We start from the raw sequence: 21478 nt of genomic DNA, 5'->3' as shown, positions 1-21478 counted from the left end.
ACACGCGCCGTCCGCTCCGCGCGGAGACGACGACCCGAGGACCCTCCTTTTCGTCCTTTCCGGTCCTCCTCCGCCCATGCTCGCTCGGCTGCGTTGTTCTTTAGATGTGAATCTTTTATACGTGCGTCATGTACCTCGCCGGAAAAAATGCCCTGGTCACGGGAGGTGGTCGCGGGATCGGCCGGGCCATCGCCGAGCGGCTCGCCCGCGAGGGCGCGCGCGTCCTCGTCACGGGCCGCACCCAGCCCGAGATCGACGAGGTCGCGAGCGAGATCGGCGGCGTCGCCGTGCGCATGGACGCGAACGATCGCGCGAGCGTGAAGGCCGCGATCGAGGCCGTCCACGCCGTGGGCCCCGTCGACGTGCTCGTGAACAACGCAGGCTTCGCGGAGTCCGTGCCCTTCGACCGCACGACGGACGAGATCTGGGACGATCTTCTCGAGGTGAATGTCACGAGCGCCTTCGCGCTCTGCCGCGCGTTCGTCCCCGGCATGATCGAGCGTGGCTTCGGCCGCGTGATCAACGTCGCCTCGAACGCGGGCCTCGTGGGATATGGATACAGCGTGGCCTACTGCGCCTCGAAGCACGCGATGGTCGGCATGACGCGCGCGCTCGCCGTGGAGATCGCGAAGTCACCCGTCACGGTCAACGCGGTGTGCCCGGGATGGACGCGGACACGCATGGGCGAAGAGGCGACCTCGCGGATCGCGCAGAAGACCGGTCGCAGCGCCGAGGCCGCGCACAAGGTCCTCGCGAACATGTCGCCGCAGCAGCGCTTCGCCGAGCCCGAGGAGATCGCCCACGTCGTCGCCATGCTCTGCGCGCCCGAGGCCCGCAGCGTGCACGGCCAGGCCATCCCCATCGACGGCGGCCAGGTCATGAAATAGGAGCCGAAGGCGACCCGAAGCCCCAAGCGGTGAATGGAGAAGGCCATGAACGACAAGCTCACCTTCGTGAACCCGGAGGGCTACTTGCCCCCGAAGGGATACTCGAACGGCGCCCTGGTCTCGGGACCCACGCTCTTCGTGGCCGGCCAGGTCGGCTGGAACGCGCGATGCGAGTTCGAGACCGACGACCTCGCCGAGCAGTTCGCGCAGGCGCTCGACAACGTGATCGCCGTCGTGCGCGCCGCCGGCGGGAGCCCCACGGATCTCGCCAAGATGACCGTGTACGTGACGGATCTCGACGCCTACCGCGGGTCGCTCAAGGCGATCGGGCAGGCGTGGCGCACGCGGCTCGGCAAGCACTTCCCCGCGATGGCGTTGCTCGGGGTCGCGGGCCTCGTCGAGCCACGCGCCAAGGTCGAGATCGAGGCCGTGGCCGTGCTTCCTGGAGCTCAGGCGAAAGCGTGAGGCGAGGCGCGCCGACCCGCAGGCCCGTGAGCGCGCAGCCTGCGGGCAAGGGCGAGCAGAACCCCGCCGTGCGCGCGTGGGTGCGCATCCTCGCCGTGCAGAAGGCCGCGCTCGCCGCGATCCGCGACGACCTCGAGCACGAGATGACCTTGCCGCGCTTCGATCTGCTCTCGAACCTGGTGCGCGAGGACGGGCAGACCCTGGCGTCGCTCTCGCGCTCGATGCTGGTCACGGCGGGCAACATCACCGGCCTCGTCGATCGCGCCGCGCGTGACGGGCTCGTCGAGCGCCGGGCCGATCCGAACGATCGGCGCGCCTGGCGCGTGCACCTCACCCCGAAGGGCCAGCTCGCTTTCCAGCGCGCCGAGCGCCGCCACGCCGCGCGCGTCTCCAAGCTCTTCTCCTCGCTCAGCGGTAACGAGATGTCGAGCCTCGTGCGGATGCTCGACAAGGTACGACAAACCATCCGTGGACCCGAGCTCTCGGCCGTCCGCGGCCCGCGCGGCGAGGCACGCCGCACCCCCGAGCGCGGCACGGGCAGGCGCCGCGCCCGCGCAAAATCCGAGGAAGATACGTGACCCTCTCGCCGAAGACCTTTGACCTCGAAATATCCCGCGGCATCGCCCAGATCACCCTGAACCGGCCCGAGCGCCTGAACGCGCTCACCTTCGAGGTGTACGGCGAGCTCGCCCAGACCTTCCGCTCGCTGGAGAAGGCCGACGACGCGCGCGCCGTCGTGATCACCGGCAAGGGCCGCGGCTTCTGCTCGGGCGGCGACGTCGAAGGCATCATCGCCGAGCTCTTCGCCCGCGACATCACGGGCCTCGTCGAGTTCACGCGCGTCACGGGCGCCCTCATCCAGAGCATCGCGGAGCTGCGCCGCCCCGTGATCGCGGCGGTGAACGGCGTCGCCGTGGGCGCGGGCGCGGTCATCGCCGCGGCCTGCGATCTGCGCATCTTCGCGGAGAGCGCGCGCATCGGCTTCATCTTCCCGCGCGTCGGGCTCTCGGGCGCGGACATGGGCGCCTCGTTCCTCCTGCCCCGCATCGTCGGCCGCGGCAGGGCCGCGGAGCTCCTGTTCTTCGGGGACCTGATCGGCGCCGAGGAAGCCCACCGCATCGGACTCGCGAACCGCGTCGTGCCCGACGCCGACGTCCTCGCGACGTCCCGCGGCTGGGCCGAGCGCCTCGCGAAGGGCCCGACCTTCGCGCATCGCATGACGAAGCAGATGCTCGAGAGCGAGCACGGCTTGACCCTCGCCGCCGCGATCGAGGCCGAGGCGCAGGCGCAGGCGCTCTGCATGGCGCACCCCGATTTCCGCGAGGCCTACGAGGCGAACAAGACGAAGCGCCCGGCCCGCTTCCTCGGCGCCGAGATCTGCGATCCGCCGCCGGCCGCGCCGAAGGCCGACGCAGGGAGCGAGACATGAGCCCGCGCTTCACGCTCTCGGTCCCGGACCTCGCGCCCTTCTTCGAGCAGCGCCACCACGAGCTCGCGACGCGCCTCCAGGGCGAGCACCTCGACGTGCTCGCGACGACCGAGGATCCGGTCGAGATCGCGCGCCTCCTCGGCGATCCCCTCGGCCTTTACGCGCACCTCGTCCCCGAGGCCTACGGCGGCGCCACGACGGGCCGCCCCGTCGACCTCGCGTACATCGACGTGCGCGCGCTCGTCCTCGTGCGCGAGGCGCTCGGCCAGGTCTCCGCGCAGGCCGACTCGATCTTCGCGGTGCAGGGCCTCGGCACCTACCCGATCCTCCTCGGCGGCTCGCAGGACCTCATCGCCGAGGTCGTGCCCGACGTCGTCCGGGGCCGTCGCCTCGGGGCCTTCGCGCTCACCGAGCCCGAGGCGGGCAGCGACGTCGCGTCCTTGCGCACGGTCGCGCGCAAGGACGGTGAGAGCTGGGTGCTCGACGGGGAAAAGACGCTCATCTCGAACGTGCCGATCGCCTCCCATCACGTGGTCTTCGCGAACGCCGATCCCTCGCTCGGCCGCAAGGGGATCACGGCGTTCTACGTGCCCAAGGACACGCCGGGCCTGACGCTCGAGCCGCTGCCGATGAGCGTGCCGCATCCGATCGGCCGCCTGCGCCTCGAAGGCTGCCGTGTGCCGAACGAGCACGTGCTCGGGCACGTGGGCGCGGGCTTCCGCATCGCGATGGAGACGCTCGACGCGTTCCGCATCTCGGTCGGCGCGGCGGCGAACGGGATGGCCGCGCGGGCGCTCACGGCGACGCTCGATCACGTGAAGCGGAGGCGCCAGTTCGGCGCGCCGCTCGCGGATCGGCAGCTCGTGCAGGCGTACCTCGCGGAGATGGCGACGGAGCTCGACGCGGCGCGCCTCCTCGTGGCGCGCGCCGCGCATCGACGCGACACCACGGGCGAGCGCGTCACGAGCCTGGCCGCGATGGGCAAGATGTACGCGACGGAGGCGGCGCAGCGCATCATCGACAAGGCGGTGCAGCTCCACGGCGGGATCGGCGTGCTCGAAGGGAGCGAGGTGGAGAAGCTCTATCGGGAAATCCGGCCGCTGCGCATCTACGAGGGGACGACGGAGATCCAGAAGCTCGTGATCGCGAAGGCGCTCCTCGGCTGAGTCGTCGTCCCGACCGACGTGATCGTCGACCTGCCTCGACGACTTCGTCGACCCGGACGACGAGGTCAGTGACCTGCCCGACGAAGTCATCGACCCGGACGACGTGATCGTCGACCTGCCTCGACGACTTCGTCGACCTGCCTCGACGACTTCGTCGACCCCGACGACGACTTCATCGACCCGGACGACGAGATCGCCGGTCCGCCCAACGACTTCGTCGACCCGGACGACGAGGTCAGTGACCTACCCGACGAGATCGTCGACCTGCCTCGATGACTTCGTCGACATGCCCGGCGCCGCCGACCGGCTTGCCTTGCGTCTTGCCGCGCCCCTTGCTCCGTGTCTCCCTCCCCCGTCCCGCCATGTGGAAGCCAAAGGAGCGCATCCGCCATCCCCTCCCCGAGGACCGGCCTCCCACGGCCGAGGAGGCCGCTCGCTCGCGCCTCTTCTCGCCGCTCACCCTCGCCTCCGGCCTCACGCTCGCCGATCGCACCTGGGTGCCCGCCATGGTCCCGTGGCGCGCGACGGAGGAGGGCTTCGTCACGAAGGACGTGCTCGATTGGTACGGCCGCTTCGCCGAAGGACAGCCGGGCGTGCTCGTCGTCGAGGCGACCGGGATCCGCGACGTCCCGAGCGGGCCGCTCCTGCGCATCGGGCACGATCGGTTCGTCCCCGGGCTCGCCGAGCTCACGCGCCGCGTCCGCGAGACGAGCGGCGGCCGCACGCGCCTCTTCCTCCAGATCATCGATTTCCTGCGCATTCGCAGGCGCCCGCCGCACGAAAAATTCCTCGAGACGCACCTCGCCCTCACCCCGGGGCACCGCAAGAACCTGGAGCGCGAGACCGGCGACGCCTGGTGGGCCGAGGCCCCCGACGCGAGCATCCGCGAGTTTTTGCGGACCGCGAGCGACGAGGTGCTCGATCGGATCCTCGAACCCCGCGAGCTCGAGGCGCTCCGCTTCGGGGCGCGCGAGCGCGTCACCGACGTCCACGATCCCCACATTCGCGACCTCCCCCGCGTCCTGCCTTCGCTCTTCGCCGACGCCGCGAAACGCGCGAAGGACGCCGGGTTCGACGGCGTCGAGCTGCATTACGCGCACGCCTACACGATGGCCTCGTTCCTCTCCGCCCGGAACGATCGAAAGGACGGTTATGGCGGCTCGCGTGACGCGCGCGCCCGCCTGCCGCTCGAGGTCCATGCCGCCGTGCGCGAGGCCGTCGGCCGCTCGTATACCGTCGGATGCCGCTTCCTCTGCGACGAGATCATCGAAGGCGGCAGCCGCATCGACGACGCCATCCATTACGCTCTGCTCTTCGCTCGGGCCGGCATGGACTTTCTTTCCCTCTCCACGGGCGGCAAATTCGAGGATTCGAAGCAACCCAAGGTCGGCGAGGCCGCCTATCCCTACACCGGGCCGAGCGGCTACGAGTGCATGCCCACCGCCCTCTCCGACGCGCGCGGCCCCTTCGCGCGACACGTCGAAAAGCAGGCCCGCATTCGCGCCGCCCTCCGCGCCGAGGGCCTCGAAACGCCCACCGTCGCCGCCGGCGGCATTGGCACGTTCGTCCAGGCCGAATCGATCCTCGCCCGCGGCGAGGCCGATCTCATTGCCGCGGCGCGCCAGTCCCTCGCCGATCCCGACTGGTTCCGGAAGCACCGCGAAGGCCGCGGCGCCGAAGTGCGGCGCTGCATCTACTCGAATTACTGCGAGGCGCTCGATCAGCGCCACCGCCAGGTCACCTGCCAGCTCTGGGATCGTCAGGATCTCGACGATCCAGGCGCGCCGCGCAGCGTCGAGGGAAACCGCAGGCTCGTCGCCCTCCGCTGGGATCGGTGATTCGTGTATTCTTACCGGAACAGCGCCCCGCCGCGCGGGCGCCCTTGAAGAAAGAGTGGCTTTCCATGCATACACGCTATCTCACCGCATTCGCCCTCGTCGGCCTCGGCGTCCTCTCGGGCTGCAAGGAGACGGTCGACTCGCAGAACGTCAAGACCGCCGGCATCGCGGCCATCCTCTCCGCCACCGCCGAATCCGACCAGGAGACCCGGCTCATCGCCACGCTCAAGGTGGGCGGCGACGAGAGCAACACCTACGTCGATCTCTCGGGCGGCGACCGCATCTTCGCCTCGGCGGGTGACAAGCGCGTCGAGATGCAGACCCAGGAGACCGGCGTCTACGAGGCCGAGTTCAACACCGCCGTCGAAGGCACCGAGTTCCTCGTCGACCTCCAGCGCGCGGACGGCGACAACGCGTCCTCGAGCCGCGGCACCCTGCCCGCGCCCTTCGCCCTCACGATCGGCGCTTCCGCCGTCTCGCGCGCGGCCGCTCTCAACATCACCTGGACCCCCTCGGGCTCGAACGACGACGTGCGCCTGGAGCTGAACAGCCCCTGCACGTTCCTCGAGACCATCGACGTCCCGGGCGACAGCGGCACGCACACGATCCAGGCCAATACCCTCCAGGCCACGGGTTCGGCGGACCAGCCCCCGCCCACGTGCGACGTCACCGTCACGATGACCCGCTCGCGCCGCGGCACCCCCGACTCCGCCTTCGACAGCGAAAGCTCGTTCGTCCTCCAACAAGTTCGCACCGGCAAGTTCACCTCGACGCCCTGAGCGGGAGTACACTGCGGGCGCATGCCGACGCCCGCCCTTTCCCCTCGCCTCCTCGCCGCCCTCGGAATCGCCGCTTCTCTCGCGGCAGGTTGCAGCGATCCCTCCCCCGCCGAGCCCCCTCCGCCCCCGCCCACGGACGACCGCTGTCCGGGCACCGGCGTCAGCAAGGGGCCGTGGTCGCTCCGCGTCGATCGCACCTCCGCCGTCGTCCGCTGGGAAGCGTGCCGGCAGGGCGTCGCGGGCGGGGTCGTCTTCACGCCCGAGGGCGGCGAGGCGCGCGAAGCGACCTCGACCGTCACGACGTACGAGGTCCCCACGACACGCACGGCGCCCCTCGATCCGAGCGCGCCGCACGACGAGGCCGGCACCTACTGGACGCACGAGGCCGTCCTCTCCAACCTCACGCCCGGCGCCTGCGTCGAATACCACCTCGCCGCCGATCCCGCGGCGAAAGGCCGCGTCTGCGCCGCCAAACCCGACGGCGCGGATCTGCGCTTCCTCGCCATCGGCGACACGAACCCGGGCCTCAATCGTCTCACCTTGAAGGTGCTCGACAAGGTCCTGCCGATGAACCCCGATTTCACGCTGCACGGCGGCGACATTCAATATTACGAGTCCGGCCTCGAGACCTACGCGTCCTGGTTCCCCGCCATGCGCCCCTTGCTCGCGCAGGGCGCGTTTTTCCCGGCCCTCGGCAATCACGAGCTCGAGGTCCCCGAGGAATACGAGGCCTATTATCGACGCTTCTTCGGCGGCGCCGGGTTCGACGGCGCGGGGGACCATTACCGATTCGAATCGGGCGGCGTGTGGTTCTTCTCCCTCGACACGGAACAACCCCTCGGCCTCGCCTCCGAGCAGGGAGCATGGCTCGCGCAATCCCTCGCCGACGCGGCGTCGAAGCCCGGGTATCGATTCTCCGTGGTCTTTCTCCACAAGCCGATCGTCACGTGCGGGGACAAATCCGACGATCCCGCGACGCGCGCCGAGCTCGAGCCGCTCTTCGTGCAGCACGGGGTGAAGCTCGTGATCCAGGCGCACATGCACGGCTACGAGCGATTCGCTTTCCCCGACATCACGTGGATCACGACGGGCGGCGGCGGCGCCTCGCTCGCGGACGTGGACGAGAACGTCGACCGCCCCATCTGCGCGATGCGCGCCGCCTCGGGCACCGTCCGCCACGCCGTCGTCCTCGACGCAACGGGCACGACGCTCTCCGGCCAGGTGATTGACGACAAGGGCGCCGTCTGGGATACCTTCACCCTCGAAGGGCCCTGACGCATCGCCCCAAACGTGCTCGTCTCGGCAAACGCTCCTTGACGCCGAGAAGCCCTCCTCGATACAAAATCTCCATGCGACGCGGCGTTTGCCTGGGAAAAGCCGGCCTCCTCTCGCTCTCTTGCGCCGCCCTGCTGCTCGTTTCGAGCGCGGCCCGCGCCGACGACGATGAAGATCCGAGGCGGCTCAAGCCGAAGTACGGCCTGGCCGGCATCGGCTTCCACATCGAGGCCGGCGCCGGCGTCTACCAGGTCGTCGGGCAAGGCGGGTTCGTTCCGGGCATCTACCCCCGCGCCGCGCTCGAGCTGCACCTCGGCCCGCATTTCTCGATCCCGGTCGTCGCGCGCTTCCAGACCGCCATCGACCCGAACGCCGGCGCGCCCGACTTCGCGCAGCTCTCGGTCGCGCCGGGCATCAACTTCCGCCTGCGCGAGCTCGATTGGCCCATCGCCCTCGTGTTCGGCGCCGCCGTGCGCATCGGCCGCTTCTCCGCGAGCCAAAAGCTCGTCGACGCGGACTTCCAGACGACCCCGGACGCCGGCACCGAGGAGGCGCTCGGCTTTCCCCTCGCGCCCGAGGCGACGGCCAAGCTCGAATGGTGGATCGCGCCGCTCTTCGTCGCCAAGGTCAGCGCCACGTACGCGCCGGTCTTCGTGAACAAGCAGCCGATCCACAACATCGAGGAAGCCCTGGCGATCGCGCTCGTTTTTTGACGGTGCGGCGCCCGAGGGGGCGAGGGCACGGCCCGCTCCTTTCCACGGGACCATTCCCTTCCGCGCGCAGGGCTCGTACCCTCGACGTTAGGAGCCCCGCATGGAACCGACTCCTTTCTCCCGGCAGAACAAGGCGCGCGTCCTCGGCGCAGGTGAAACCACGATCGTCCTCGCCCACGGCTTCGGGACGGATCAAACGGCGTGGCGTCATCAAGCGCCCACGCTCGCCGAGCGGCACCGCGTCCTGCTCTTCGATCACATGGGCGCGGGGCGCTCGGACCTCTCCGCCTACAGCCCGCGCCGCTACCAGAGCCTGCGCAGCTACGCGATCGACCTGCTCCTCCTGCTGGAGGAGCTCGCCCTGGAGGACGTGGTCTACGTCGGCCACTCCATGAGCGGGATGATCGGCCTGCTCGCCGCCGTGGAGGAGCCGAGCCGCTTCCGCAAGCTCGTCCTGCTCGGCGCCTCGCCACGCTACCTCGACGACGTGGGCTACGAAGGCGGCTTCAAGCGCGCCGATCTCGACGGGCTCTACCGCGCGATGCAGACGAACTTCCACGCCTGGGCCAGCGGGTTCGCCCCGATCGTGACGGGCAACCCCGACAGACCCGATCTGGCCCGGGACTTCGCCGCCAGCCTGGGGGCGCTGCGGCCGGACATCGCGCTCACCGTCGCCCGCGTCATCTTCGAGTCCGACCACCGCGGAGACCTCCCGAAGCTCGCGCACCCGACGCTCGTGCTCCAATCGCAGGCGGACGTCGCCGTCCCCATCTCGGTCGGCACGTACCTCGCGAGCCACATCCCCCGCGCGGAGCTCCAGGTGCTCGACGCGACGGGCCACATGCCGCATTGGAGCGCTCCGGAGCAGGTGACGCGCGCGATCCTCTCGTTCGCCGCCTCCGCCTGATGGGTACGAGCACGCCCGAAGCCCTGCTCGCCGCGCTCGGCGCCGGGGATCCGGAAACGGCTCTCCCCCGCGTCCTCGCCGTGCTCCACGAGCGGTTCCACGTCGACGCGGTCCTCGCGCTCCGCCGGATCGACCCCGTGACGGCCCTCGCGCTCGCGAGCGCCCCGGCGGGCCTGCTCCCCGACGGCATGACGCACGCCGCGATCTTCGTCGGCGCGCTCGAATCGGCGCGGCCGGTCTTCGACGCGGGCGTGACGTCCGAGATGGGCCTGCCGCGTAGCTTCCGCGGCAGCCTCGCCATCCTGCCCTGGTCCACCGCCGAGGACGCGGGGGGCCTCGCGCTCGTCCGCCGCGAGATCACGCCCTTCTCGGAGGAGGATCGGCGCGCCCTCGTCTCCGTCCTGCCCCTCGTTCACCTGCTCGTGCGGCACCTGCAGAAGGCCGAGCTTGCCGCGGCGGCCTCGGCCCGCTTCGACGCCGTCTTCCAGACCCTCCCGCATGGCCTCGTCTTCGTGGACGACCGCGGGTCCGAGGCGTGGGTGAACGAGGCCGCGGCCGCGCTCCTCGGCCTGCCCGAGGGCGCGCACGAGCCGGCCCGCGTGGCCCGCGCGATGGCCGGCCTCTGGAGCCGCGCCGAGGACCGCGCCGGCCTCCGGCGGAGCGCGCTCGCCGTGATGAACCAGAGGGACGGTGAGCTGCGCGACGCGCGGTGGGTCTTCGCAGGCCCGCCGCGCCGCGTCCTCAGCATCTCCAGCACGGCCACGGGCGAGCGCGAGCACCGCGGCAGGCTCTGGCTCTTCATCGACGTCACCGCGCAGCACGTCGCGAGCGAGGAGCTCGAAGCGAAAAACGCCGCGCTCGAAGGAGCGCGCCGGGAGGCGGACCTCGCCAACGCGGCGAAGTCGCGGTTCCTCGCCACGATGAGCCACGAGATCCGGACGCCCATGAACGCGGTCCTCGGCATGACGGGGCTCTTGCTCGACACCCCGCTCGGCGAGGAGCAGCGCGACGTCGTCGAGACCATCCGTCAGAGCGGCGAGGCGCTGCTCACCATCATCAACGACATCCTCGATTTCTCGAAGATCGAGGCGGGCCTGATGGACCTCGAAGAGCAGCCCTTCGCGCTCCGCCCCTGCGTGGAGGAGGCCCTCGACCTCGTGGCCGTCGCGGCGCGCAAGAAGGGCCTCGAGCTCGGCGCCTTCATCGACCCGGCCACGCCGCCCGGCATCTTCGGCGACGTGACCCGGCTGCGGCAGATCCTGGTGAACCTCCTCGGCAACGCGGTGAAATTCACCGGCGCGGGCGAGGTCCTCGTGGAAATCGCGCCCGCGAGCGAGCCTCGCGCACACGGAAAACTCGCCCTCCAGGTCTCGGTACGCGACACCGGCATCGGCATCCCGAAAGACCGCCTCGGGCGGCTCTTTCAATCGTTCTCCCAGGTCGACGCCTCGATCTCCCGCAGGTACGGCGGCACCGGCCTCGGCCTCGCGATCTGCAAGCGCCTCGTCGAGCTCATGCACGGGCAGATCCGGGTCGAGAGCGAGGAGGGCGTCGGCACGACGTTCCATTTCACGATCGAGACCACCCCCGCGCACGACGTCGGGCGGGATCTCTCGGAGGCCCTCGCCGTCGCGGGCCAGGATCTCTCGGGCAAGCACGTCCTCATCGTCGACGACAGCGCCACGAACCGGCGCATCCTCGCCGAGCAGACGCGCGCCTTCGGCCTCACGCCCATGCTCGCCGCGTCCGGCGCCGAGGCCCTCGACCTGCTCCGGCGCCGCGCGGAGGCCGAGCCGCCCGACGAGCCCTTGCCGGTCGCCCTGGCGCTCCTCGACGTCTCCATGCCGGGGATGGACGGCTTCGAGCTCGGCGCCGCCATTCGCCGGGATCCCCGCCTCGCGGAGCTGCCCTTCCTCCTGCTCACGTCGAGCGACCTCGCCACGCATCGGGAGGCGGCGCGGCTCGGCGCCACCTGCCTCTCGAAGCCCATCAAGCAATCGAGCCTCTTCGACGCGATCATGCGCGCGCTCTCGCAATCGGTCATGCGCCCCTCGCGCGCCCCGCGGGCCCCGGCGATGGATCCTTCGCTCGGCGAGCGCCACCCGCTGCGGATCCTCCTCGCCGAGGACAACGTGGTGAACCAGAAGGTCGCGACCCTGCTGCTCCAGCGGCTCGGCTATCGCGTGGACATCGCGGCGAACGGCCTGGAGGTCCTCGAGGCCGTCACGCGCAAGGAATACGACGTCGTCTTCATGGACGTCCAGATGCCGGAAATGGATGGCCTCGAAGCCACCCGCCGCCTCCGCGCCGCGGGCCCCTTCCGGGGCAGGCCCCGCATCGTCGCGATGACGGCGAACGCGATGCACGAGGACCAGAAGGCGTGCCTCGCGGCGGGCATGGACGATTTCGTCGCCAAGCCCATTCGTATCGAGGAGCTCGTCGCCGCGCTCCTGCGCTCGGCCGTCGAACCGACGAAGAGGCCCGCGCCCTCGCAGATCCCGGCCCCGCGGGACCCGGACGAGCCCGTCCTCGACGAGGAGGCCTTCGAACGGATCCGGCTCGTCGCGTCGTTCGACGAGGAGAACCCGCTCGCGACGCTGATCGCCGATTTCGTCCGGGATTCGCGGCGCAACGTGGAGGACATGGCCGCCGCGCTTTCGGCGGGGGATTTCCGCGCGCTCGAGCGCCTCGCGCACAACCTCAAGGGCAGCGCCGGCATGATGGGCGCCACGCGCCTCTCGCGCCGCTCCGCCGACGTCGAGCGGGCGGCCCGGGAAGGCCGGCGCGAGGGAATCGCCCGGCTCATCGAGGCGGCCCTCGAGGAGCACGTGCACACGGCCGCGGCCCTCCTTTCGAGGTGCTAGGTCCGGTCCACGGGCGGCTCGTCACGGCTTCCTCTTCGTCGGCCTCACGACGCCCGTGGGGCCGAGCGCCCTCCATCGGCAGGGGCTGAATGCGCTCCGGCGCTGCCCGCAGCGTGGCTGCCGGGCGAGCGCGGATCGGTCCTTTGGATCCATTGAGGGATCCTTCGAAGGCACAATTTCACAGCACAACCGGAACAGCCCTCGTTGCGCCGCCCCCCGGGGATTGTGACATTGCCGCGACGAACCGTGTGATATTTTTCACATCACATCTAAGTGTATGGTTTGGCGCGTCGCCACCTGAAGATGCGGTACCTCGCGATACCATGAAATCGGCGTGGAAATCGTGCCGTCGGACTTGCAAATTTTGTACACTCTGAACAAACAGGTCCCCACAAAACAATTTTAGACGTTGCCGCGGGGGCGGGAGGGCCGATGAGTAGCAAGTCCTTCGATCCCGTTCCCGGGAGCCGTATTCCCATTCCATCCGGCGAAAGCGAGCCCGGCTCGTTTTCCGAGACGATCGCGTGCGATGGCCCCGCGGGTGGGGTCGGCGCCGCTCCCCATGAAATGGCGGGCGGAGCCCTCCCGAGCATGCGCGAGCCTCGTGAATCGGCCCGGCCGATCCAGGCGCCGACGCGCGTCGATTCGAAGGAAAATCGCGCTCGCTCCACGACCGAGCTCCCAGGGCCGCCGCCCACGAACGTCCCGCGCGGCGGCCTTTTGCCGGCGTCCTTCGCACAGCAACGCTTGTGGCTCGTCGGGCAGATGTTCCCCGATACGCCCATCTATCACGAGCCCATCCTCGTGCAGATGCGTGAGCCCGTGGACGCCGCGGTGCTCGCACGCGCCCTGACCGAGATCACCCGCCGGCACGAGGCATGGCGCACCGTCTTCACGGAGGCCGAGGGCCAGGCGATGCAGCACATCCTGCCGCCGCGGCCGTTCGTCGTGCCCGTGGTCGATTTGACGACGTTGCCTCCGGAGGAGCGCGAGGCCGAAGCTTTGCGCCTCGCTCGCATCGACGCCCGACGACCTTTTGACTTACGCGAAGGCCCCCTCGTCCGCGCCCTCCTTTTGCGCCTCGCCGACGACGACACGCGGCTCTGCGTCACCGGGCATCACATCATCGTCGACGGCATCTCCTTCTTTGGCGTCTTCCTGCCCGAGCTCCGCGCGCTTTACGCCGCCTTCTCCCGCGGCGAACCCTCGCCCTTGCCGGAGCCCGCGTTCCATCTCGCGGATTTCGCCGCCTGGCAGCGTCAGTGGCTCACGGAGAACGAGCTCGCCCCGAAGCTCGCGTATTGGCAGAAGCAGCTCGCCGGCGTGACGGAGCTCGACCTCCCCCTCGATTTCCCGCGCCCGGCCCGGCCCACGGGCAACGGCGCCCGCATGAAGGTCGAGCTCTCGCCGGATCTCGCGGCGAAGCTCCGCGCGATCGCCCATCGGGCGGGCGTCACCCTGTTCACGACGCTCCTCGCCGCGTGGAAGACGCTCCTTTTCCGGTACACGCGAGAGGGCGACATCGTGGTCGGCTCGGCCGCGGCCGGGCGCCCGCGCCCCGAATTCGAGCCCCTCCTCGGCTATTTCAACAACAACCTCGTCCTGCGCACCCAGCTCGACGGCGCCCTCACGTTCGAGGAGCTCTTGCCGCGCGTGGGCGAGGTTCTGCGCGCCGCGCGCGAGCACCAGGACGTCCCCTTCGACCGGCTCCTCGCCGCGGCCGACGGCCTGCGCCAGCCGCAGAGGAATCCTCTTTACGACACCGCCTTCCTCCTCATGCCGCCCGTCCCGCCCGTCTCCGAGCCTCCGTACTGGAGCGCCGGCCGGATCGACATCGGCACCGCGAAGCTCGACCTCTATCTCGAACTTCATCAGCGGCCCCAGGGCCTCGTCGGCCACATCGAATACCAGACCGATCTTTTCGCGCCCGCGACCATCGAGCGGATGGTGGGCCATTACCGGACGCTGCTCGAAGCGATTGCCCTGGACCCAATGCAGCGGCTCTCGGAGCTCCCGATCCTCACGGAGCACGAGCGTCGGCAACTCGCCGCGTGGCAAGGGCCCTCCACGCCCGCCGCCTCGGGCGCGGAGAGCGAGAGCCTGGAGCAACGCTTCGCGGTCCAGGCCGCGCGCAATCCTTCGGCGATCGCCCTGGAGCACGGGGACCAAAGGCTCACGTATGCCGAGGTCGACGCGCGTGCGAACCAGCTCGCGCACGCATTGCGCGCCCGCGGCGTCGGTCAGGAGACGCTCGTCGGGCTCTACGCCACGCGCTCGTTCGACGCGATCATCGCCATCCTTGGCGTGCTCAAAGCGGGCGGCGCGTACGTCCCCCTGGATCCGGACTCCCCAAGCGAGCGCCTCCGCTTCATCCTGCAAGACGCCGCGATCCGCCTCGTGCTCACGAACACGACGAATGCGGGCGAGTGGCTACCGCCGAGCGTCGCGTCCCTCCGGCTCGACGCGGACGACCCCGAAATCGCCGCTCTCCCGAGGAACGTCCCCCCGCCGCTCGCCAAACCGAACCACCTCGCATACGTCATTTACACATCCGGCTCCTCGGGGCAGCCCAAGGGCGTGCTCGTCGAGCGTCGCGGCCTCCGTGACCTCGCCCTGGCTTTGGCGGCGCGCTTCGGCCTCGGCGTCGGCACCCGCATGGTGCAGCTCTTCCCCCTCACCTTCGATGGCTCGATCGGCGACTTCGCGCTCGCCTGGTCGATCGGGGCGACGCTCGTGCTCGCGGCCAGGGAGAGCGTCATGCCCGGCCCCGATCTCGCGAAGTTCCTGCGGGACAAAGACATCCACGCGCTCGTGGTGACCCCGTCCGCGCTCGCGGCCCTGCCCCACGAGGAGCTGCCCTCGCTGCGGACGCTCATCACGGCGGGCGAGGCCTTGTCCGAGGAGCTCGTGTCGAAATGGGCGCCCGGGCGGCGTTTCTTCAATGTGTACGGCCCGACGGAGGCCACGGTGGCCGCCCTCGCCGCGGAATGCCGCGCAGGCGAAGGCAAACCGCCCATCGGGCGCCCCTTTGCGCACGTGACGGTCCACGTCCTCGACGAACGCAAACGCCCCGTCCCCGTCGGCATCCCCGGGGAGCTCTACATCGGGGGCACCGGCGTGGCGCGGGGCTACTTGAATCGGCCCGATCTCACGGCGGCAGCTTTCCCCGAGATGGCGGGGGCGCGGCTTCATCGTACGGGTGACCGGGTGAAATGGCGGCCCGACGGAGGCCTCGAATACATCGGACGGGTCGATCGGCAGATCAAGCTGCGCGGCTTCCGTATCGACCTCGGCGAGATCGAGGCTGCGCTCGGCGACCACGCGTCCGTGAAGTGGAGCGCGGTCGAGCTCCGCGAGGTCCATGGCGAGCGCCGCCTCGTCGCATACGTACAACCTCGCGCAGGCGCGCCCGAGGACCTCGGGCGCGAGCTCGGGCGATACCTGCGCGAGCGGCTGCCGGCGTACATGGTGCCGACGAGCTTCGTGGTCCTCGACGAGATGCCCACGAACCGCAATGGCAAGCTGAACCGCGAACGGCTGCCGTCTCCCACGTCCCCCACCTCCCCCGCGTCCCCTGCGGACGCGCCGAGAGCATCCACCTCGGCCCTGGAGGACTGCATTGCGGCCATCTGGCGCAACGTATTGGGAATCACCGACGTCGACCTCGATTCGCAATTCTTCGAGGTCGGCGGCCACTCCCTTTCCCTCTCGCGTGTGCAGGCCGCGATCGCGATCGAGCTCGGCGCGGACATCGACGTCATCACGCTGATGCGTCTGCCGACGATCCGTCTTCTGGCCGCGCACCTCGCCACCCTGCCGGGACTCTCGCGCGCGGCCGAGCGTCGCGATTGCGCCACGCCTCGTGAGGCCGCCGCCGAAGCGCCGGACCGCGCGCATCCCATTGCGATCGTCGGAATGGCGATCCGCGCCCCGGGGATCCGTCATGCGGACGATCTGTGGGATCTGGCCCAATCGGGGCGCGTGACCGTCCGCAGATTCGACCCGGAGGCCCTGATCGCAGCCGGCGCGGATCCCCAACGGGTCCGGAGACCGGAGTTCGTCCCGGCCGAGGGCGTTCTCGACGACGCGGATCGCTTCGACGCCGCGTTTTTCGGGTACAGCGACGCCGACGCGGCCCTCATGGATCCGCAACAGCGCATCTTCCTCGAATGCGCGCACGAGGCGCTCGAGCACGCGTCCTGCGATCCGTCGCGATTTCCGGGCCGGATAGGGGTCTTCGGAGGCATGGGCGCGCCGCTCCATTGGCAGGGCGCGGTCGCCGACACGCTCCGCGAGGAGGGGCGCTCGCCGGACGCCTTCCGCGCTCAGACGCTCAACCTGCACGATTTCCTGGCAACGCGGGTGGCGTTCAAGTTGGGACTCCGCGGGCCTGCGATCACGGTCCAGACGGCGTGCTCGACGTCCCTCTCGGCCGTCCACCTCGCGCGCCAAAGCCTGCTCGTCGGCGATTGCGACATGGCCCTCGCCGGCGGCGTCTCCTTGACCTCGCTCCGGGACGGCGACCGGGGATACCTGTGCGCCGACGGCGGCGTGTACTCCACCGACGGCCATTGCCGGCCCTTCGACGAAAGCGCGACCGGCATGGTTCCCTCGAGCGGCGTCGTGGTCGTCGCGCTCAAGCGCCTCTCCGATGCGCTCGCGGACGGCGACACGATCCACGCGGTCCTGCTCGCATCGTCCATGAACAACGACGGCGGCGAGAAGCTCGGCTTCACCGCGCCGGGCGAGGACGGCGTCGCTCGGATCGTCGCGCAAACACTCGAGCTCGCCGGCGTCGATCCCAGCTCGATCGGGCTTCTCGAAGCCCACGGCACCGGCACGCGCCTCGGGGATCCGACCGAGGTCCGGGCGCTCACCCGGGCTTTCCGTCGTTTCACGGAGAAACGTGGGGTTTGCGCCCTGGGCTCCCTCAAGGCGAACCTCGGACACCTCGACGCCGCCGCGGGAGGCGCGAGCCTCGTCAAGGCGACGCTCGCGCTCGAGCACGGCCTCATCCCGCCGCTCACCCATTTGCGGGCGCCGAACCCTCTGCTCGATCTGTCCAGCACACCGTTTTTCTTGCCAGACGCCCCCCGGCCCTTCCCGCGAACGAACGGCCCCCGTCGCGCGGCCGTCAATGCCCTCGGGATCGGCGGCACGAACGTACACGTGATCCTCGAGGAAGCGCCGCGCGCGGAGACCTCGCCCCCTCGGCGCCCTACCTCCCTCGTATGCCTCTCGGCCAATACGGAGACGGCGCTCGCGGAGGCCCGACGGAGGCTCGGCGAGCACCTCGCGCGTCATGCGAACCTGGAGCTCGCCGACGTCGCGTTCTCCCTCTCGGTGGGGCGCACGCAAAAGCGGTTCCGAACGACGCTCGTTTGTCACGACACCTCGCAGGCCGCGCTGGCGCTCGCCGAGCGGACGACAGGAGCCCCGCCGACGGCGACCACAGGCTCGCGCCCCGTGGTTTTCCTGTTCCCGGGACATGGCGTGCAATACGCTGGCATGGCCGCGGAGCTCTACGAAGTGGAGCCCGTCTTCCGGGAGGCCCTCGACGCCTGCATCGACATCCTCCGCGGGGCTGCTGGTCTCGACCTCCGGCCGCTCCTCCTCGAACAGCTCCCCGAAGGTGACCTTCGGCTCGACGAGATGCGATGGGCTCAGCCGCTCGTCTTCACGGTAGAGTATGCCCTTGCCAAACTATTTCTTGCCTGGGGTCTCCGCCCCGCGGCGATGCTGGGGCATAGCGTGGGCGAGTACGTCGCGGCTTGCCTCGCGGGCATCTTCTCGCTCCGGGACGCACTCCTGCTGGTCGCCGAGCGTGGGCGCCTCATGGACGAGACGCCGCCGGGAGGCATGTTGACGGTCTTCGCCGACGCCGACGCGATCGAACCATATCTCGGAACAAACCTCGTCATCGCGACCCACGCGCCGGGCGCCGTCGTGCTCTCGGGCCCCGCCGACGCCATCGAAGCCGCGCGTGCACGTATCGATGCGGCGGGATTCGAGGCCACCGGTGTCCGCGTCTCGCGCGCGTCCCATTCCCCGCTCATGGCCTCCGTCCGGGAGGCCTTCCGGAAGCGCGTGACCGATGTGGAGCGGCGGCCGCCCTCCATTCCCATCGTATCGAATATGACGGGGACCTACTTCACGACGGAGCAGGCCACGAGCCCCGAAGCCTGGGCAGATCACCTCACCCATCCGGTTCGCCTGAGCGATGGAATCGGGACCCTTCTCGAGCTCTCGGACCCGATTTATGTGGAAATGGGCCCCGGCAGCACGATGAGCTCCTTCCTGAAGGCACATCCGCGGGCCTCGAGCGGTGAAATGCATACCGTGACCACGCTGCCTGGCCATCGACGGCGCGACGTGCCCGCCTGCGGCGAGATGCTCCGCGCGCTCGGCCGAGCGTGGGAGCTCGGCGCGACCGTCGATTGGCAGGCGTTCCATGCAGGCGAGAAGAGGCGCCGCATCCCCCTGCCGACCTATCCATTCGAAGGGAAGCGATATACGCTCGGGGCTGCGTCGACGGAGAGCCTCGCAGCGCTCGACGAGCGTGCCCTTGGGATTGCGCAGGCGCTCGGCGCGCGTAGCGTCGACGACGAGCCCGGCTTGCGCCCCGCCCTCGAGGCGCTCTGCGCGAACCTCGTCCTCGATTTCTTCGCGCGCCGCCTGGGTGACACGATCGCGCGCGACTTCACTCTCGAAGCCCTGCGCGAGCACGCGGGGATCCTCCCGAGCTTCGCGCCCATGGTCGAGCTCCTCGTGCGTACGATGGAGCGTGAAGGGCTCGCTATGCGCACGAAAGCAGGAGAGATTCACCTCCACGCAGCGCGCGCTGGCCGCTCGGCCGAGCTCTTCACCCGGTTACTGGCCGAATATCCCCGGTTCGGCGGGCTCCTCCGATTCGTCGAGCATTGCATTCGACACTACGACGGCGCCTTGACAGGAGGCATCGAGCCCGTGGGTGTCCTCTATCCCGACGGGACGGACGCCTTCTTCAGCGCTTGCATGCGCGAATGCCCGCCGAGGAGCCACGACGTCTACGTGGAACTGGCCTGCCAGCTCGCTCACGAGCTCGTCCTGCGCCGCGGCAAACGAAAGACTCGGATTCTCGAGGTCGGCGCTGGACATGGGACCCTCACCTGGCCGCTCGTCTCGCGCTTGCAGAACGCCAATGTCGACGTCGAGTACCATTTCACCGACATCGGACGCTCCTTCCTGAACCGCGCCCAGAACGAGGCCCGGCGGCGCGGCATCTCCTGGCTCGAAACGTTTTCGTTCGACCTGACCCGGTCGCCTGAGGAGCAGGGATTGCGACCCGGTTACGATCTCGTCATCGGCCTCGACTCGGTGCACGTCGTACCGGATCTCCGGCCCGTCCTCGAGAATCTGCACCACCTCATCTCGCTGGGCGGGACGCTCCTCCTCGTCGAGGCCACGCACCTGGATCCGTGGAACGACCTCGCCTGGGGCCTCGCGCCCGGGTACTGGGACATCATATCCGCGCGTGGCTCCCTGGGGATGGCCCTCGATCGATGGAACCATCACCTCGAGCGCGCAGGGTTCACGCGCATTACATACGCCCCGGGAGACGCCCATCGACACGATGGCGGCGATCACGGCATCCTGATCGCCAAACGAGCGCTCGACGTGGAGGAACCTGCGCCCCGCCCGCAGACGCAGCCCACGCCCGCCTCGAAGTACGTGGCTCGGCCTTTGCCGCCAATGGCCGACGCCCCCCCCGCCCTGACGCCGTCCGAGGCCGCCGGCGATGGGCTGGAGAGTCTCGTGCAAAGCATCTTCGGGCGCTTGCTCGGCCAGCCGCACGTCCCTGCGCACGCGAGCTTCTTCGGGCTCGGCGGCGACTCGCTCCTCGCCGTTCAGATGCTCTCGGAGATACGCGTACGGACGGGCCAGGACGTGAAGATGGCGCAGTTCGCCGCGGCTCCCACGATTCACGGGATCACGAGCCTCCTCTCTCGCCGCGGAGACGCAGCCTCCGAGCCCCACGCGGCCGCGGAGGAAGCGCCAATCGCGACGACAAACACCCCGCGGCCCACGGGCGATTGCCTGGTCGTGCTGAACCATGGGGGTACGAGACCGCCCCTCTTCCTGGTCCATCCCATCGACGGTGACGTGGCCTGCTACGAAGCACTCGCGCAGGCGATCCCGGACAGACCCGTCTACGCCATTCGATCTCCGATGCTCCTCGATCCCGCTGCCCGCCCGGACAGCATCTCGGACATGGCGTCACTTTACCTGGAGCAGCTCCGGAAGGTGTCGCCCCGAGGCCCGTATTTCCTCGGAGGTTGGTCGTTCGGCGGGGTGATCGCCATTGAAATGACGAGGCAGCTCGTACGGAGCGGCGACGAGGTCGCTCGCCTCGTCCTCTTCGACGTTTTCACCTCGCCGAGCGTGAACCTCCCACGCCATCCCCATGGAGGACCCGTCGAGCCCCCTGGCGCCGAGGCGATGCGTGTGGGACCCATCGCCGTCGCCGAGCACCACCAGGACATCTGGTATCGCCACGCCTCGCCGGAGGTCTCGGTGCCAGCGACCCACTTCGTGGCAGAACGATCGCCGGCTCCCCCCCACGACGCTGCCCACCTGCCCCTTCGAGGGCTGCGGACCGTCCTCGTGCCGGGGGACCATTTCACGATTCTGGCGGAGGAACATGTCGCGGGCCTGGCCGCGCGGCTCGAGAACGCGCTCCGTGCGGCCGAGCCGAGCGGGCTGGACGCCGAGGAGGCGGCCATCCGCGCGTTCCTGCATGATTTCGTGGACAGAATCGGTGCATGCGACGGCGACGCGATTGCGAGGGCGTGGGCCGACGGCGAAAAAAACGTGCTCGTCCCGATCGGCGACGGCCTCCTCCTCGGCGCCGATGCGATATGGGGATATTACGAAGGGTCGAACGGCCAGCGCCGCGGCCTCGGGATGCGCGTCCACGACGAACGTATCCACGTCTTTGCCGGAGGGCGCGCAGCCTCGATCACGGCGCGGTTCGACACCGACTTCTTGCTCGAAGCGAGCGGCCGACGCGCGGCGTATCACGGCGTGCGGGCGAGCTGGATCCTCGAAAAACAGGACGGACGGTGGCGGCTAGTCCACGGGCACTATTCGTTACCCGTGGGTCCGACCTGAGTGGC

At 69.7% G+C, this 21478-nt stretch carries 12 protein-coding genes; all 12 read left to right on the top strand.

Annotation, left to right across the window (positions count from 1 at the left end):
- The first annotated feature begins 128 nt into the window (after positions 1-128).
- Complete coding sequence (locus QHF83_RS03920) at positions 129-887, top strand: SDR family NAD(P)-dependent oxidoreductase (RefSeq protein ID WP_282416403.1); 759 nt, start codon at positions 129-131, stop codon at positions 885-887.
- Between the two features lie 45 nt (positions 888-932).
- Positions 933-1352, top strand: coding sequence for a RidA family protein (locus QHF83_RS03915; protein WP_282416402.1), 420 nt, complete (start codon positions 933-935; stop codon positions 1350-1352).
- A 26-nt stretch (positions 1353-1378) separates the two neighbouring features.
- Positions 1379-1930, top strand: coding sequence for a MarR family transcriptional regulator (locus QHF83_RS03910; RefSeq protein WP_282416401.1), 552 nt, complete (start codon positions 1379-1381; stop codon positions 1928-1930).
- The gene (locus tag QHF83_RS03905; RefSeq protein WP_282416400.1) at positions 1927-2781 is read left to right on the top strand and encodes an enoyl-CoA hydratase family protein; all 855 of its coding nucleotides are present in this window, start codon (positions 1927-1929) and stop codon (positions 2779-2781) included. The genes QHF83_RS03910 and QHF83_RS03905 overlap by 4 nt, the downstream gene beginning before the upstream one ends.
- The gene (locus tag QHF83_RS03900) at positions 2778-3947 is read left to right on the top strand and encodes an acyl-CoA dehydrogenase family protein (RefSeq protein ID WP_282416399.1); all 1170 of its coding nucleotides are present in this window, start codon (positions 2778-2780) and stop codon (positions 3945-3947) included. The genes QHF83_RS03905 and QHF83_RS03900 overlap by 4 nt, the downstream gene beginning before the upstream one ends.
- Positions 3948-4309: 362 nt before the next feature.
- Positions 4310-5785 carry an NADH:flavin oxidoreductase gene (locus QHF83_RS03895; RefSeq protein ID WP_282416398.1) on the top strand — a complete coding sequence of 492 codons (1476 nt, stop codon included), beginning with the start codon at positions 4310-4312 and terminating at the stop codon, positions 5783-5785.
- 65 nt (positions 5786-5850) lie between these two features.
- Positions 5851-6564, top strand: a complete 714-nt coding sequence (locus tag QHF83_RS03890; protein ID WP_282416397.1) for a hypothetical protein — start codon at positions 5851-5853, stop codon at positions 6562-6564.
- Between the two features lie 21 nt (positions 6565-6585).
- Positions 6586-7839 (top strand): metallophosphoesterase, encoded by a 1254-nt coding sequence (locus QHF83_RS03885; protein ID WP_282416396.1) that lies wholly within the window; start codon positions 6586-6588, stop codon positions 7837-7839.
- A 74-nt stretch (positions 7840-7913) separates the two neighbouring features.
- Positions 7914-8552, top strand: coding sequence for a hypothetical protein (locus QHF83_RS03880; RefSeq protein WP_282416395.1), 639 nt, complete (start codon positions 7914-7916; stop codon positions 8550-8552).
- A 100-nt stretch (positions 8553-8652) separates the two neighbouring features.
- Positions 8653-9459 carry an alpha/beta hydrolase gene (locus QHF83_RS03875; RefSeq protein WP_282416394.1) on the top strand — a complete coding sequence of 269 codons (807 nt, stop codon included), beginning with the start codon at positions 8653-8655 and terminating at the stop codon, positions 9457-9459.
- Entirely contained in the window at positions 9459-12323 is a 2865-nt protein-coding gene (locus QHF83_RS03870) for a response regulator (RefSeq protein WP_282416393.1), read from the top strand. Before QHF83_RS03875 ends, QHF83_RS03870 begins: the two co-directional genes overlap by 1 nt.
- 591 nt (positions 12324-12914) lie before the next feature.
- Positions 12915-21473: a non-ribosomal peptide synthetase/type I polyketide synthase gene (locus QHF83_RS03865; RefSeq protein ID WP_282416392.1), complete on the top strand. Its 8559-nt coding sequence runs from the start codon at positions 12915-12917 to the stop codon at positions 21471-21473.
- Positions 21474-21478: the final 5 nt, after the last annotated feature.

This window comes from Polyangium sp. 15x6, from assembly GCF_029960785.1.
In the GTDB taxonomy this organism is placed as follows: Bacteria; Myxococcota_A; Polyangia; order Polyangiales; family Polyangiaceae; genus Polyangium.
Note: the sequence above shows the minus strand (reverse complement) of the source record. Positions and strands in the feature narration are given on the sequence as shown.